Annotated in this window: 14 protein-coding genes; 7 read left to right on the forward strand and 7 right to left on the reverse strand. The window is 71.4% G+C overall.

The window, feature by feature from the left end; translation table 11 throughout:
* Positions 1-90: 90 nt before the first annotated feature.
* A complete protein-coding gene (locus ACWDXC_RS28660; protein WP_364171304.1) occupies positions 91-627 on the reverse strand; it encodes a hypothetical protein in 537 nt (178 codons plus the stop codon).
* A gap of 21 nt (positions 628-648) precedes the next feature.
* A complete protein-coding gene (locus tag ACWDXC_RS28665; protein WP_219501549.1) occupies positions 649-1,716 on the reverse strand; it encodes a lytic polysaccharide monooxygenase in 1,068 nt (355 codons plus the stop codon).
* Between the two features lie 222 nt (positions 1,717-1,938).
* Here ACWDXC_RS28665 and ACWDXC_RS28670 point away from each other — a divergent pair, with 222 nt between their 5' ends.
* Positions 1,939-3,309 carry a GH12 family glycosyl hydrolase domain-containing protein gene (locus ACWDXC_RS28670; protein WP_449986780.1) on the forward strand — a complete coding sequence of 457 codons (1,371 nt, stop codon included), beginning with the start codon at positions 1,939-1,941 and terminating at the stop codon, positions 3,307-3,309.
* Here the strand turns inward: ACWDXC_RS28670 and ACWDXC_RS28675 are convergent.
* From ACWDXC_RS28675 to ACWDXC_RS28685, 3 genes are all read right to left on the reverse strand, one after another.
* Positions 3,306-4,613: a serine/threonine-protein kinase gene (locus tag ACWDXC_RS28675; RefSeq protein WP_449986782.1), complete on the reverse strand. Its 1,308-nt coding sequence runs from the start codon at positions 4,611-4,613 to the stop codon at positions 3,306-3,308. The genes ACWDXC_RS28670 and ACWDXC_RS28675 overlap by 4 nt on opposite strands.
* Positions 4,600-5,571 carry a LacI family DNA-binding transcriptional regulator gene (locus tag ACWDXC_RS28680; protein WP_219501552.1) on the reverse strand — a complete coding sequence of 324 codons (972 nt, stop codon included), beginning with the start codon at positions 5,569-5,571 and terminating at the stop codon, positions 4,600-4,602. The genes ACWDXC_RS28675 and ACWDXC_RS28680 overlap by 14 nt, the downstream gene beginning before the upstream one ends.
* Positions 5,572-5,686: 115 nt before the next feature.
* Positions 5,687-7,843 carry a transglycosylase domain-containing protein gene (locus ACWDXC_RS28685; protein WP_219501553.1) on the reverse strand — a complete coding sequence of 719 codons (2,157 nt, stop codon included), beginning with the start codon at positions 7,841-7,843 and terminating at the stop codon, positions 5,687-5,689.
* Positions 7,844-7,959: 116 nt separating this feature from the next.
* Here ACWDXC_RS28685 and ACWDXC_RS28690 point away from each other — a divergent pair, with 116 nt between their 5' ends.
* The 3 genes from ACWDXC_RS28690 (at position 7,960) to ACWDXC_RS28700 (ending at position 9,926) form a co-directional block, all read left to right on the forward strand.
* Positions 7,960-8,484, forward strand: a complete 525-nt coding sequence (locus ACWDXC_RS28690) for a MarR family winged helix-turn-helix transcriptional regulator (protein WP_357583163.1) — start codon at positions 7,960-7,962, stop codon at positions 8,482-8,484.
* A 73-nt stretch (positions 8,485-8,557) separates the two neighbouring features.
* Complete coding sequence (locus ACWDXC_RS28695) at positions 8,558-8,926, forward strand: STAS domain-containing protein (protein ID WP_449986785.1); 369 nt, start codon at positions 8,558-8,560, stop codon at positions 8,924-8,926.
* 67 nt (positions 8,927-8,993) lie between these two features.
* On the forward strand, positions 8,994-9,926 hold the full coding sequence (locus tag ACWDXC_RS28700; protein WP_449986787.1) for a sporulation protein: 933 nt from the start codon (positions 8,994-8,996) through the stop codon (positions 9,924-9,926).
* A gap of 12 nt (positions 9,927-9,938) precedes the next feature.
* Here the strand turns inward: ACWDXC_RS28700 and ACWDXC_RS28705 are convergent, their stop codons facing one another.
* Positions 9,939-11,096, reverse strand: coding sequence for a glycosyltransferase family 4 protein (locus ACWDXC_RS28705; protein WP_449986789.1), 1,158 nt, complete (start codon positions 11,094-11,096; stop codon positions 9,939-9,941).
* Complete coding sequence (locus tag ACWDXC_RS28710; RefSeq protein WP_449986790.1) at positions 11,093-11,965, reverse strand: sulfotransferase family protein; 873 nt, start codon at positions 11,963-11,965, stop codon at positions 11,093-11,095. Before ACWDXC_RS28710 ends, ACWDXC_RS28705 begins: the two co-directional genes overlap by 4 nt.
* A 120-nt stretch (positions 11,966-12,085) precedes the next feature.
* Between ACWDXC_RS28710 and ACWDXC_RS28715 the strand changes: the two genes are divergently transcribed.
* From ACWDXC_RS28715 to ACWDXC_RS28725, 3 genes are read left to right on the forward strand one after another with little or no spacing between them, the layout of a single operon-like run.
* Entirely contained in the window at positions 12,086-13,444 is a 1,359-nt protein-coding gene (locus ACWDXC_RS28715) for a TrkH family potassium uptake protein (protein ID WP_449986792.1), read from the forward strand.
* On the forward strand, positions 13,437-14,096 hold the full coding sequence (locus ACWDXC_RS28720) for a potassium channel family protein (protein WP_364171322.1): 660 nt from the start codon (positions 13,437-13,439) through the stop codon (positions 14,094-14,096). Before ACWDXC_RS28715 ends, ACWDXC_RS28720 begins: the two co-directional genes overlap by 8 nt.
* A 40-nt stretch (positions 14,097-14,136) precedes the next feature.
* The gene (locus ACWDXC_RS28725) at positions 14,137-15,228 is read left to right on the forward strand and encodes a sialidase family protein (RefSeq protein WP_449986794.1); all 1,092 of its coding nucleotides are present in this window, start codon (positions 14,137-14,139) and stop codon (positions 15,226-15,228) included.
* Position 15,229: the final 1 nt, after the last annotated feature.

The following is a 15,229-nucleotide window of genomic DNA, read 5'->3' on the forward strand; positions in this document are numbered from 1 at the left end:
CGCCCCTACGACACCATCCCGCCCGGATGGCGTGAACGCGGCCGGCCCGGAGAGTCCTCCCCCTCTCGCCGGCCGCGTTCGACCTGCCCGCTAACGCGCCTCGGTGAACCGCCGGCGTGCCGCCTCGATCACCTCGTCATCGGCGAACTCGGCGAACGCCTCCTCGTGCAGGCGCGGCGGGATGACCAGCCTGACCCGCTCCGGATAGCCGGCGCCGGGCTCCGGCACCCGTACCTCGACCGGGTCGTGCAGGCGCACGGCCAGCGGGCCCGACACGCGCACCGACATCGCCCACTCGGCGCCCGCGCCGGTGATCGCGCACATGTGGCGGGCGTAGACCCACCGCACCTCGGACACGGTGGCGGCGTTCTCCGGCGCGACGCCGAACGGCTCGACGGCGCACACGACCCTCCCCGCGTCCTCACCGAACTCGTGGCCGTGCTCGTGGTGCTCGGCCGGGGACGACTTCTCCAGGATCTCCGTCACCCGGGCGGCGAGCGGCTCCCTGAGCTGCGACGGCAGTCCGGGCCGCCACAGGTTCGCCGCCAGCGCCGCCCCGGCGACGGAGGCCACGACCACGGCGGTGACGGCGATGACCCGTCCCCGCCGCGCCCGCGGCCTCCGCACGTCTTCCAGCATCCCGATGACCTACGCGGGCGTGCAGGTCAGCGCGGGCACGGGACTCGGCACGCTGCCCGTGCCGTTGAAGCCGAACGTGGTGGAGCCGTTCGGCGCGATCTGCCCGTTGTAGGAGGCGTTCTTCACCTCGACCGACGGCGGCTGGCCGCTCAGCACGCCGTTCCAGGGCGAGCCTTCGAAGCCCTGGCCGCCGCTGAAGGTCCAGTTGACCTTCCAGCCGTTGATCGCGGTCGTGCCGGTGTTGCGGACGGTCACCTCACCCTGGAAGTGGCCGGCCCAGCCGGTGTCGGTGGCGCGCAGCGTGGCCGTGCAGCCCCCGGGAGGCGGCGGGTCGGTCGGGGTGATGGTCGGGTCGGGGCTGGGGCTGGACGTGCTGCCGCCGGGGCCGACCCCGGTGACCTCGCCGTTGCCGCCGTCGAAGGTGACGTCGGAGCAGCTGTAGAAGTTCTCGTTGCTGTCCGACCTGATCCAGTGGACGAAGATCATGTGCCGGCCGCTCTTGCCGGAGGGCAGCTGCACGTTCCAGTAGTAGTAGCTGAGCCCGCCGGGCCCGCCCGACTGCGGCGGGTTGCTGACGCTGCCGAACTGCTCCAGGTCGGACCACTTCAGCGGGGCGTTCGGGTTCCAGCCGTTCTTGGTGACGTAGTAGACGAACGAGCCCGGGTGCGCGGCCCAGTTGCTGTGCCGCATGGTGATGCTGGCGCCCGACGTCAGGTGCGTCAGCGGCCAGTCGTTGCGCACGGCATTGTAGGCGGTGAAGTCGTACGGGCCGCCGGTGCCGGCGCTGCAGATCTGGCCGTCGGGGATGAAGCCGGTGGTCCGGCCTCCGGCGTCGGAGCGCAGCACCGCGAACCAGTTGTAGAGCGGCGTGGTGCCGCTCTGCGCGACGGCTGCCGCGCAGGCCGGGTTGTAGGGCTGGATGGCGCCGTTCTCGCGCAGGCCGTCCTGCCAGCACAGGAACGTGCGACTGCCGGGGAACATGGTGACGCCGTGCGCCTGGGCCGGGACGACCAAGGCAGCGGTGATCAAGGCCAGGGCCGCGGCGACCGCCACGGCCGCCGAACGGAAGACTCTCATGGGTGATTCCTTTGCTCGCATGACGAAGGAACCCGCCACGACCCGCCCGCCCGGCAGCACTCGCGTGGCCGCATTACAACACGTCTTCACTTCGTTCGACAACGTGGCGTGAAACTTTCAGCCGATCACCGTGCAGGTTTCCCCTGGTGCGCGCTGTGACGGCCCGGCCCGCCGCCCCCGGCCGGTTGCCGGGCGTCCGGACGCTGGCGAATCCTGCGTGCCATGAGGCGCTTATACCTGTTCGTCGGCTTCCTGCTCGCCACCTTCATCGTCGCCGCCCCGGCCGAGGCCGCGCCGGTGATCTGCGAGAAGTACGGCTCCACGAGCGTCCAGAGCGGGCGCTACATCGTCCAGAACAACGTCTGGGGCGCCGACACGGCCCAGTGCATCGACGTGGACCAGAGCGGCGGCTTCACCGTCACCCAGTCCGCGCACAACAACTCCACCAGCGGGGCCCCGGCCGGCTACCCGTCGATCTACGCGGGGTGCCACTACGCCAACTGCACCACCGGCAGCGGCCTGCCGATGCAGGCGAGCGCGAGCGGCTTCGGCAACCTGCGCTCCAGCGTGCGCATGACCTATCCGGGCAGCGGCACGTACAACGCCTCCTACGACCTGTGGTTCGACCCGACGCCGCGCACCGACGGGCAGAACACCGGCGCCGAGCTGATGATCTGGCTCAACCGGCAGGGCTCCATCCAGCCGATCGGCAACCGCGTCGGCACCGTGAACCTGGCCGGGTCCTCCTGGGAGGTCTGGTTCGGCAACATCGGCTGGAACGTCATCTCCTACGTCCGCACCTCCCCGGCGACCTCGATCGACTTCGCGATCGACACGTTCTACGCGGACGTGGTCAGCCGAGGCTACGGGCAGCGCTCCTGGTATCTGACGAGCGTCCAGGCGGGCTTCGAGCCGTGGATCGGCGGCGCGGGCCTGGCCGTGGACGACTTCTCGTTCACCACCACGGGCGGCGGCACCGACACCACCCCGCCGACCACCCCGTCGGGCCTGCGGACCGCGAACACCACCGCCACGGCCACCACCCTGTCGTGGAACGCCGCCACCGACTCGGGCGGCAGCGGCCTGGCCGGCTACGACATCCTGCGCTCGACCGGCGGCGGCGCCTACACCCAGGTCGGCACCACCGCCTCCACGTCGTTCACGAACACCGGCCTGACCCCGGCCACGACCTACAGCTACCGCGTCCGCGCCAGGGACGGCGCCGGCAACACCTCGCCGGAGTCGGCGGCGGTCACGGCCACCACCCTGCCGGGCAGCGGCGGCGGCGACTGCGAGGTCACCCCCACCACCCAGACGAGCTGGTCGACCGGCTACGTCATCCAGCCGGTGACCGTCACCAACGGCAGCTCGTCCGGCGCGAGCCGCTGGTCGGTCACGTTCACGCTGCCCGCGGGCCACGCGATCGCGGGCTCCTGGGGCGCGACGCTCACCACGAGCGGCCAGACGGTGACGGCCACCAGCCTGCCCTACAACGGCACGCTGGCGCCCGGCGCCAGCACCACGTTCGGCTTCCAGGCCACCCGCCCGGCGTCGAGCACCCAGCTCCCCTCCGGCTACACCTGCGCCTTCTAGGGCGCCCGCCGGGCGGCGGTGATCTCGTTGAGCGACACCTCCAGCGCCGACCGGCACCCCGGGGTCAGCCTCCCTTCGCGCTCGCGGTCGGTGAGCTTGCGGCGCAGGGAGGCCAGCCCGGTCTCCTCCTGGCCCGGCGTCACCAGCACGCCGCGCAGCACCTGCTTCAGGTCGAGCGCCACGTCACCGTCGGTGGCCCCGCACACGGCGGTCTCCAGCGCGCTGTGGAACCCGTCGACCGCCTGCCGCATGGTCCGCGCCTCGACCGGCGGGCTCTCGGACCCGGGGAACGGCTCGGCCTGCGGGATCGGCTCGGACCGCGTGAACAGCTCGGACTCCGGGAACGACGCCGCGGCCGTGGGCGAGGGGCCCGCCTCCGGCCCGGCCCGCTCGGCGGGGGGCTGGAACCACACGAGCACCGACATGGCCAGCGACGCGGCGACCGACATGACCGCCGCCGCGCCCACGACCGCCAGGCCCTTGCGCAGCCGCCTGGGCAGCGTGAGCGCGGCGGCCAGCGCCGTGGCCACCTCGTCGGCCGTGGGCCTGCGGGCCGGGTCCGGGTCCAGGCAGCGCTGGCAGAGCGTGGCGACCGCGTGCGGCGCCCCCGCCGGGCGCGGAGCCGGCGAGGTGCGGCGCGCCGCCTCGATCTCCTCCCACGTGGTCTCCGGGTACGGGGTCCGCCCGGTGATCATGGTGAAGAGCAGCACGCCGAGCGCGTACACATCCACGGCCGGATGCGTGGGGGCGCCGTCGAGCCGCTCCGGGGCGACGTACGGCGGGGTGCCGCGGTCGTCGTCGGGGTCGCCGGCCCAGGCCGCGATGCCGAAGTCGAGCAGCTTCGGCCCGTCGGCGGTGAGCAGCACGTTCTCGCCGGTGACGTCGCGGTGCACGAGCCCGCGCGCGTGCCCGGCGGCCAGCACGCGGGCCAGCCGCACGCCGATGGCCGCCGCGCGCGGCCACGGCAGCGGCCCGTTCGCCACCCGCTCGGCCAGCGGCGTGCCGTCGAGCAGCGGCATCACGACGTAGGCCGCGACCTCCCCGTTGGCGGTCACGGCCTCCCCGTAGTCGTAGATCTCGATGGCGTCCGGATGGATGAACCGGGCGGCGGCCCTGGCCTCGCTCCGCGCGCGCATCCGGTCGACGAGACCGGTCTGCAGGGACGAGGTCAGCACCTTGACGGCGACGACCCGCTGCAGCGACTGGTCGAAGGCCCGCCAGATGACGGACATGCCGCCGGTGGCCAGCGGGTCCAGCAGCAGGTACCTGCGGGCGAGGATGTCCCCGGGCTCATGCCGAGTCACGGATGACCAGTTCCGTGGGGAGGATCGGGTCGATGCCCGTCGTTCCTGACAGCAGGAGCCGGGTGGCGATGGTGGCGACCTCCTCAACGGGCTGGCGGACCGTGGTCAGCGTCGGATTGGTGTGCCTGGCGACGGGCGCGTCGTCGAACCCGATCACCGCGACGTCGGCGGGCACCCGGCGGCCGGCCCGCCGCAGCGCCTGGATCGCGCCGGCGGCCATCAGGTCGGAGGCGGCGAACACCGCGTCCAGGCCGGGGGCGTGGCGCAGCAGCCACTGCATGGCGTGGGTGCCGGAGGCCGCGGTGAAGTCGCCGTAGGCGACGGGCACCTCGGCCATGCCGGCCTCGCGCAGGGTGCGGACGAGCCCGTCGAGCCGGTCGCGGGCGGCGGGCAGCGACGGCGGGCCGCCGATGGCCGCCACGGCGCGGCGGCCGGTGAGCAGCAGGTGCTCGGCCGCCTGCCGGCCGCCGTCCTGGTTGTCGACGTCGGCGAACGGGAGCTTGAGATCGTGGGGCGGGCGGCCGATGTTGCGCACCGCGATGCCGGAGGTGCACAGCTTGATGGCCAGGGGATGGCGCTCACGGGCGCCGATGAGCAGCACCGCGCCGGACAGCGTGGGCAGCGTGGACGAGGCGGGGTTGACGGTCGTCACCATCAGATGGGTGCCGTGCTCGGCGACGACGGCGCCGGTGGCCGACAGGAGCCGCGCGTAGTACGGTTCGGAGAATAATCGCGGCAGATGATCGCAGACGACCGCGGTCACGCCTGTCGCGGCGGCTCTCGACACCGATCCCCTGGGGGCTCGTTGGCGCACGTAACCCATCCGGGACACCGCTTCGTAGACCTGCCTGCGGGTCGACGTGCTGACCCGGACGGAGCCGGTGAGAACTCGGGAGGCGGTTGCCGGGGAAACCCCAGCGGCCGCCGCGACCTGTGCCAAAGTGGGCTGCTCGGACATTCTCAGCACCTCGCGCCGAAGATCCCTGGGAGCGCTCCCACGTTATCAATGTTTCGCCGCCGTTAACAGGCCCTCTGTACTGGGCCATTGGCAGCGAGTAAGGAGGACGGTGAGCTCAGCGGCCGATCCCGTCGTCGAAGCGCACGGTGCCGTCACCCAGCTCGAGGTCCTCCCGCTGGCCGGCCTCGTCCCGGTCCCGCTGCACCGGCGCGCAGCTGGAGCCGCAGCCGCCGAAGCGCGCGGTGTTGATCGGGTGGAACGGCGTCGCCTTGGTGCCCTTGAGCGCAGCCATCATGGTGTCCTTGAAGATCGGCCCCGGCACGCTCGCGCCGAACACGGAGCCGTAGTACTTGCCGCCGATGGTGACGCCGTTCAGCTTGTACTTCTGCGCCCCGCGCGGGTCGCCGATGCTCACCGCGCCCGCCAGGTCCGGCGTGAACCCGGCGAACCAGGCCGTCGCCTGCGCGTCGGAGGTGCCGGTCTTGCCCGCCACCGGACGGCCGATCCCGCCCACGCCCCGCATCGTGCCGTGGGTGAACACGCCCTGCAGCACGTTCGCCGCCGCGTCGGCCACCTCGGGGTCCAGCACCTGCTTGCACTTCGGGTCGTACTTCTTGACCTTGCCGTAGCGGTCGGTGATCTGCGTGATCACCATCGGCTCGCAGAACTTGCCCCGGGCGCCGATCGCCGCGTAGGCGTTGGCCACGGTGACCGGGTCCATCTCGTTCGTGCCGAGCGTGAACGTGGAGAACTCCAGCAGCGGCAGCCCGTCGGCCCGCTCGATGCCCAGCGACTTGGCGGTCTTGATCGTGTCGCAGAGGCCGACCTTCTCCTCCAGCTTCATGAAGAACGTGTTGACCGAGCCCCAGGTGCCGGTCTGCAGCGTCTTGAAGCCGCCCGAGCCCTCGTCGTTGGTGACGGTGTGCGACGGGTCGCCGATGCTCTCGCCCTTGCAGTTCTTGAACGTCGAATAGCCGGGCGCCCGGTAGCCGGCGCCCACCGAGAGGCCGTCGTTGATCTTCATGCCCTCCTTGAGGGCGGTGAGCAGCGTGAACGTCTTGAACGTCGACCCCGGCTGGAAGCCCACGCCGCCGCCGTGCGCCGCGTTGGCGACCACGTTGTACGACATCTCGTTCTTGCGCTTGTTGTTGCCGTACTTGCGGCTGGCCGCCATCGCCTTGATCTGGCCGGTGCCCGGCTCGACCAGCGCCTCGGAGGCCACCGGGCGGTCGGAGGCGTGCACGTGCTTCTTGATCGCGGCCTCGGCGGCCTTCTGCATCTTGGGGTCGAGCGTGGTCCGGATCGTCAGGCCGCCCCGGCTGAGCAGCTGGGCGCGCTCGGTCTTGGACTTGCCGAAGATCGGGTTGCCGAGCACCTCGGCGCGCACGTACATGCAGTAGTACGGGTACTTGCTGGTCTCGCAGCCGCCGGGCAGCGGGGTGCCCTTGTAGCCGAGCTTCTTGGCCTTGGCCTCCTCGGCCTGCTGCGGCGTGATCTTGCCGAGCTCCGCCATCCGGTTGAGCACGATGTTGCGGCGCTCCAGCAGGGCGGCGCGCTGCTTCCTGCCGAGGTTGGGGTCGGTCCTGTTGGGGTTCTGCACGGCTCCGGCCAGCGTGGCGGCCTGGGCCAGGTCCAGCTCGGAGGCCGAGACGCCGAAGAACCGCTTCGCCGCCGCCTCCACGCCGTTGGCGCTCGCGCCGAAGTAGGCGATGTTGAGGTACTTCTCCAGGATCTGGTCCTTGGTGTACTTCTCCTCGATCGCCATCGCGTAGCGCAGCTCGTTGAGCTTGCGGGCGTAGCTGGCCTCCGTGGCCGCGGCCTTCTGCTCGTCGGTGACGGCGGAGTTGACCAGCACCTGCTTGACGTACTGCTGGGTGATGCTGGAGCCGCCCTGGGCGATGCCGCCGGAGCTGAGGTTCTTGGCGAGGGCGCGGATGGTGCCCTCGATGTCGATGGCGCCGTGCTCGTAGAAGCGGAAGTCCTCGATGGAGATGATCGCGGTCTTCATCACCTCGGCCACCTGGGAGAGCGGGATGACCTCGCGGTACTCCTCGTAGAAGGTGGCGATCTCGTTGCCCTTGGCGTCCTGGACCGTGGTCTTCTCCGCCAGCGGCGGCTCCTTGAGGTCCTCGGGCTTGAGGTTGAGGTCCTCCGAGGCGCTGACGAACATCGCGCCGGCGCCGCCGATGGCCGGCAGGGCGATGGCCGCGGCCAGCACGCCCGCCGCGGCGGCGGCCCCGGTCAGACGAAGGATGCTCGTACCCCGGCTCATGGTGCAGGAACCTCCCCGATAGCCAATTCAACCCCGTCCCAAACCATATAGGCCTCACGAATGCCGCGTATCCGGATCGATGTGATCGTGGTCTCACCTCCGTAGAATCGTTGACCATGACCGCCGAACCCGACCCCATGGACGCCGTCCTGCGACAGTGGCGCCGGGAGCGGCCCGATCTCGACCTGGAGCCGCTCGGCCTGTTCGCCCGGCTGGTCCAGGTCACCAGGCTGCTGGAGGCGGACGTCGAGCGGGTCTTCGCCCGCCACGGGCTGCGCCCCGGCGAGTTCGACGTGCTGGCCGCGCTGCGCCGCGCCGGAAGCCCGTACACGATGATCCCGTCGGAGCTGTCGGCGGTGCTGCGGCTCTCGCGCGCCGGGATGACCAACCGGCTCGACCGGCTGGAGGCCGCCGGGTTCGTCGAGCGCAGCCTCGACCCCGACGACCGGCGCAGCTTCCGCATCGCGCTCACCGGCGAAGGCCGGCGGGTGATCGACGCCACGCTCACCGACCACGCCGCCAACCTGCACCGGCTGGCCGCCCTGGTGCCGTCCGGCGAGAGCGCCGCGCTCGACCGCGTCCTGCGCTCGATGCTGCGGGACCTCACGGGCGAGCTCACCGGCGATCCGGGGGGCGACTGAGGGGGCGGTCACGGCCTACGTCCTACCCCCGAGTCACCGGACTAACGGCAGGGCCCCGGGGAAGGCGTAGTGCGTGGCCGCTTTGCGCATCGAGACGGTCCGGCACCGGGAGTGCACGGTCCTGGTGGCGGCCGGCGAGCTGGACCACGCCGGGCGCGAACGGTTCGGCGCCCACGTCGACGCGGTGTGGGACTGGTCGCCCGGCCCGGTGCTCGTGTTCGACCTGGCCGACCTGATCTTCTACGACTCCTCCGTCATCGGCGTGCTGGCCGCGGTGCTGCAACGCATGCGGGCCGAGGGCAGCGGCGAGGTCATCCTGGCCCGGCCCACCCCCCACCTGGTCAACGTGCTGCGGCAGACCGACCTGCTCGGCCACGTGTCGCTGAGCCAGAGCGTCGACGTCGCCGTGGCCGAGCTGATGCTCAAGACCGCCAGGGAATGACGGGAACCGCGCCGAACCCGTGATCGTTCTCCGGTACGCCAGCCGTACCGGAACGGAGAGTAATCACGTGGTTTTCAAGCGGATGCTGGGCGCCTTCGGCGTCGGAGCCCCCTCGGTCGACACCGTCCTCACCACCCCGCGGGTGCGGCCCGGCGGGCTCCTGGCGGGTGAGGTGCGGCTGAAGGGCGGCGACTTCGACGCCGAAATCGAGCACGTCACGCTCGGCCTGGTCGCCCGGGCCGAGGCGGAGATCGGCGACGGCGAGGCCCACGGGCTCGCCGAGCTGCACCGGATGCGGGTCTCGGGGCCGTTCACGCTCGCCAAGGGGGAGGCGCGGACGATCCCGTTCGAGGTCGCCGTGCCGTGGGAGACGCCGGTGAGCGAGGTCGGCGGGCAGCCGCTGACCGGGATGGGGCTCGGCGTCCGCACCGAGCTGGCCATCGCCAAGGCCGTCGACAAGGGCGACCTCGACCCGCTGAGCGTGGAGCCGCTGCCGTCGCAGCAGCGGGTCATGGAGGCGTTCCTGCAGCTCGGGTTCGCGTTCAAGTCGGCGGACGTGGAGGTGGGCCGCATCCACGGCATCCACCAGGAGCTGCCGGTCTATCAGGAGATCGAGTTCTACGGGCCGCCCGGGCAGATCAAGGAGGCGGAGCTCACGTTCGTCGCCGACGCCGAGGGGATGCACGTCGTCATCGAGGCCGACAAGCGCTCCGGCGGCTACGGCGACGCCATCGGCCGCTTCCGCGTCGGGCACGACGAGGCCCTGCGCATGGACTGGGCGGCCGAGATCGGCGGCTGGCTGGCCGGGCTGAGCGCCTACGGCGGCGGCCACCACCACCAGGGCCACCACTACCACGAGGAGCGCCACCACCACGGGGGCGGCGGGCTCGGCGGGATGGTCGCCGCCGGGGCGATGGGCGTGGTCGGCGGCATGGTCGCCGGCGAGCTCATCGAGGAGGCGTTCGAGGGCGGCGAGGAGGAGGGTGACGGCGACTGGTAGCCGCCGTCACCGTCAGCGGCGGGCCGGTTCGCCGAGCAGCTCGGCGAACAGGTCCGCCCACTGGGGCATCACCACGTCGGGACCGTAGGCGCGCGAGGTCACCACGGCGGCCTCGCCCATCTCCAGGCGCTTCCTGCGGTCGGCGACGACCTCCTTGAGCGCGGCGGCGAGCGCCTCGGTGTCGCGCGGCGGCACCAGCACCCCGTCGACCCCGTCGGTCAGCACGTCGCGCGGCCCGGTCGGGCAGTCGAAGGCCACGACCGGCAGCGCGTGCGTCATGGCCTCGATCATCACCATCGGCAGCCCCTCGAACCGGGAGCTGAGCACGTAGACGGAGGCGTCGGCCAGCTCAGCGTCGAGCCGGTCGGTGCGGCCCATGAGCGAGATGTGCCCGGTCATGCCGAGCTCCTCGATGCGGGCGGCGAGCTGGGGCTTGCGCGGGCCGGTGCCGAAGATGCGCAGCCGCCACTCCGGGTGCTCCCTGACGACCTCGGCGAAGGCCGGGATGAGCATGTCGAACCCCTTCTGGGGCACGAGCCGCCCGGCGGCGAGGACGACCGGGTTCTCCTGGCGGGAACGTTCCTGGTCGACCTTGTGCACGGCGTTGGGGATCTGCACGATCCGGGCGCCCGGCAGCAGTTGCTGGTATTCGCGCTGGTTCGTCTTGGTGAGCACGGCGACGGCGTCGAACCTGCCGTAGTAGCGGGCGATGTCCCGCCGGATCGTCTCGGGGTAGGCGGTCAGGTTCATGTGCTCCTGGGCCACCTTGACCACGCCCTTGCCGGCCCGGCGGGCGGCGATCAGGTTGAGCGCGGGCCGGGTGGTGACCAGGATGCCGTGGTCGAGCCCGGCGACGTAGTCCATGACCGCCTTCTCCACCCGTTCGGTGAAGTAGTCGGCGGCGAACTCGCCGCGCGGCACGATCTTGCCGCGCACCCGGCGCCACGCCTTGCGCGGCAGCGAGTCGGCCTGCCTGCCCTGCCGCTGGTCGACGAGCGTGCTGACCCGGACACCCGGGTGGATGGCGAACTGCGCCTTCTCCCGCCGCCGCACCACACTGATGATCTCCACGTCGTGCCCGTGCTCGGCCATCGCGTTGGCCTGGTTGATCACGGTGCGGATGGTGCCGCCCATGCCGTAGGCGTGCAGCATCAGATAGCGGATCTTCACGGGAGGTACCCCCAGCTCCGGCACATCGGCTTGAGCGATTCGGGGACGGACTCCTCGGGCGGGAGCTCGCGGCCCGGCTGGACGGTGCCGGTGCGGATCTTGTCCCGCCAGTCGCCGAGGCCCTTCTGGATGACCGACTGCTCGCCGTAGGAGAGCATCCCGGCCTCCCACTCCACGCCCAGGAACTCGCAGATCTCCCGGGTGACCTTCTCCGGCTCGGCGCTGAGGTCCTCGTAGCGCACGGTGAGGCCGGGGAGCGCGGACTTGGCCCGCTGCACCGCCTTCATGTAGCGCAGCGCGTCGAGCGCGGCCTCGTCGGGGGTGCGCTTGTCGGGGCTGGCCTCGTGCCAGGAGGTCGCGATGGAGGCGGGGTGGCGCAGCAGGAAGACGAACCGCGCGTCCGGCCAGCAGGTGGCGAGCCGCTCGTAGGCGAAGGCGTTCGCCGGGGTCTTGTCCACGATGTAGCGCTTGCCGCTGCGGACCAGCTCGCGGTGCAGGACCCGGTCCCAGAGCAGGTGCTCCAGATCGGCCTGGTTGTGGCCGAGCGCCGCCATCGCCTTGCTGGCCAGGGTCGTGCCGAACTCCACTCTGAGGCGCCGCACGTGGAGCTCGTGCGGGGCGTGCAGTGCCGAATGAGCGTTGAGGATCGAACGAAGCAGGGTGGAGCCGGACCGCACCGGCGAGATGATGAAGACGGGGGCGGTGAGGAGCCGGTCCGCCGCCGGGTCCGCCGGCGGCCGGATCTCGGCCTCGGCCGGCTTGGCGGGCGCGGGGGCCGCCGCCTTCGTAATACCCTGGTTCCCTACTCGATTGACCTGGAATCCGGTGAACCTGACCAGCGCCTTGTTGATCTTACGCTGCCAGCTCATGCAGAGGGAGACTACTCATCCTTCCTGGTAGTTCCCTGGGAATCGGGGGTCGATACGGAACCGTGACGGCGCCGTATATCCTCGACCATCTCATTGCTTCCTGCTGGAGCCTCGCACCTGATGAGACGTGTTCGAGCCGCCTCTTTCTCACTCGGCGGCTACAGCCACCCCGCGCAGGTCATCGCGACGGGATTCAGCACGGCCGCGCTGATCGGCACGCTGCTGCTGATGCTCCCTTTCGCCACGACCGAAGGGGTGTCCCCGGGCTGGCTCACCGCGGTGTTCACGGCCACCTCGGCCGTCTGCCTGACCGGGCTCGTCGTCGTCGACACGCCCACGCACTGGTCGACGTTCGGCGAGGTGGTCATCATCGGCCTGGTGCAGATCGGCGGCCTCGGGATCATGACGCTGGCCACGGTGTTCACCGTGCTGGTGTCGGGCCGGCTGGGACTGCGCGCCCGGCTGTTCGCCCAGGCCGAGACCAAGACGCCGACCATGGCCGACATGCGCAAGGTGGTGCGCAAGGTCGTCGTCTTCAGCCTGGTGTGCGAGGCGATCGCGGCCGTGGTCTTCACGCTGCGCTTCCTGATCGGCTACGGCGAGCCGATCGGTGAGGCGCTCTACCTGGGCGTCTTCCACGGCATCTCCGCCTTCAACAACTCGGGCTTCACGCTCTGGTCCGACAACGTCATCGGGTTCGTCACCGACCCGTGGATCTGCCTGACGATCGCCGCCGCCGTCACCGTGGGCGGGCTCGGCTTCCCCGTCGTGTTCGAGCTGCTGAAGTCCTGGCGGCACCCGAGCAGGTGGAGCGTGCTGACCAGGATCACCGTCGTGGCCACCGTCGTGCTGCTGATCCTCGGCACCCTGGTCTACCTGGCCACCGAATGGCGCAACCCCGGCACCCTGGGCGCGCTGGACGACTCGGGCAAGCTGCTGGCCGCGTTCTTCCTGTCGTCCATGGCGCGCACCGCCGGGTTCAACAGCGTCAACATCGGCGAGCTCTACCCGTCGAGCTGGCTGTTCACCGACCTGATGATGTTCATCGGGGGCGGCAGCGCGGGCACCGCCGGCGGCATCAAGGTGACCACGCTCGGGCTGCTGGCCTTCGTCATGTGGGCCGAGCTGCGCGGCGAGTCCAAGGTGAACATCGGCCACCGGCAGATCTCCGAGTCGGCCCAGCGCCAGGCCGTCACGATCACGATGATGAGCGCCGGCCTGGTCGCCGTCTGCACCTACGTGCTGCTCGTCCTCACCCCGCACAGCCTCGACCAGGTGCTGTTCGAGGTCGTGGCCACGTTCAGCACGGCGGGGCTGTCGACGGGCATCACCGCCGACGTGACGGTCCCGGGCCAGGTGCTGATGGTCCTGCTGATGTTCGTCGGCAGGATAGGCCCCCTGACGATCGGCTCCGCGCTGGCGTTGAAGGAGCGGACCCGGCATTACGAACTACCTGAGGAGCGGATGATCGTTGGTTGAGAAGAGCAATGACCCCGTGGTGGTCATCGGGCTGGGCCGGTTCGGCAGCTCGCTCGCCCTGGAGCTGACCCGCCGGGGCACCGAGGTGCTGGCCATCGACCACCGGCCGAAGATCGTGCAGGCGCTGGCGGGCCACATCACCCACCTCGCCACCGCCGACGCCACCGACCTGGACGCGCTCCAGCAGCTCGGCGTGCCCGACTTCTACCGGGCCGTGGTGGCGATCGGCGACCTGGAGGCGAGCATCCTGTCCGCCTCGCTGCTGGTGGAGCTGGAGATCGACGACATCTGGGCCAAGGCCGTCAGCCAGCAGCACCGGCGCATCCTGAGCCGGGTCGGCGTGCACCACGTCGTGCTGCCCGAGTTCGACATGGGCGAGCGGGTGGCGCACCTGGTGAGCGGCCGGCTGCTGGACTACATGGAGGTCGACGAGAACTTCGCGCTGATCAAGACCCACCCGCCCAAGGAGTACGTGGGCACCCCGCTGGGCGAGTCCGGCCTGCGGCGCAAGTACGGCGTCACGGTCGTCGCGGTCAAGAAGGAGGGCGAGGCGTTCACGTACGCCACGGCCGAGACCGAGCTGTCCTACGGCGACATCATCCTGGTGTCCGGCCGCACCGACCAGATCGAGCGCTTCTCGGAGCTCAGCTGACGGACACCCGCCGTTCACCCGCCCCTCCTACCGTGGCCGGATGGCGTACGCGACGTCCGTGCCCTACCGGGCGGGCACCGAGGGCTTCCACACGTTCCGCATCCCCGCCGTCGTGGTCACCCGGGCGGGGACCGTGCTGGCGTTCGCCGAGGGGCGGCGCGGCTCGGCCGGCGACTCCGGCCACATCGACCTGGTGGTCAAGCGCTCGGCCGACGGCGGTGACACCTGGAGCGAGGCCCGCGTGGTGGCCGAGGAGCCGCGCGGGGGCACCGTGGGCAACCCGGCCCCGGTGGTGACCTCCGACGGCCGGATCGTCCTGGTGTCGGTGCGGCAGGGACCGGCGGCGACCGAGGCGAAGATCCGGCGCGGCCAGGTGCCCGCCGCCGACGGTCGCCGGGTGTTCGTGCAGGAGAGCGCCGACGACGGCGTCACCTGGACGGCCCCGCGCGAGATCACCGCGAGCGTGAAACGGCCGGAATGGCGCTGGTACGCCACCACTCCCGGCCACGCGCTCCAGCTCCGGCACGGCCCCCACGCGGGCCGGATCGTGGTGCCCGCCAACCACTCGCTGCCGCCGGCCGCCGGCCGCGACGGCACCGAGGGCGCCTACAACGGCGGCCACTGCCTGCTCAGCGACGACGGCGGCGCGACGTGGCGGATCGGCTACGTCGACGACAACCCCGACGGCTACGTCAACGTCAACGAGACCACGGCCGCCGAGCTGCCCGGCGGACGCCTCTACCTCAACACCCGCACCGACTCGGCCGCCCCCGGCACCCGCGCCGACGCCTACTCGGCCGACGGCGGGCAGAGCCTGGAGCTGCCCTTCCGCCCGCAGGCCGGGCTGAGCGGGCCGGTGGTGGAGGGCAGCGTCCTGTACTGGGAGCCGACGGGGACGCTGCTGTTCTCCGGCCCGGCCGCGCCCGACGCCCGCGCGCTCATGACCGTGCGGGCCAGCGACGACCTCGGCGTCACCTGGCGGGTCGCCCACACCGTGTCGGGGCTGCCCGCCGCCTACTCCGACCTGACGGCGCTCGACCCCGACACGGTGGGCCTGCTCTACGAGACCGGCGACTTCGGGCCGTACGAGTCGATCGCCTTCCGCCGCGTCCCGGCCGCGGAGCTGGCCTGAG

This window comes from Nonomuraea sp. NPDC003214 (assembly GCF_053590035.1).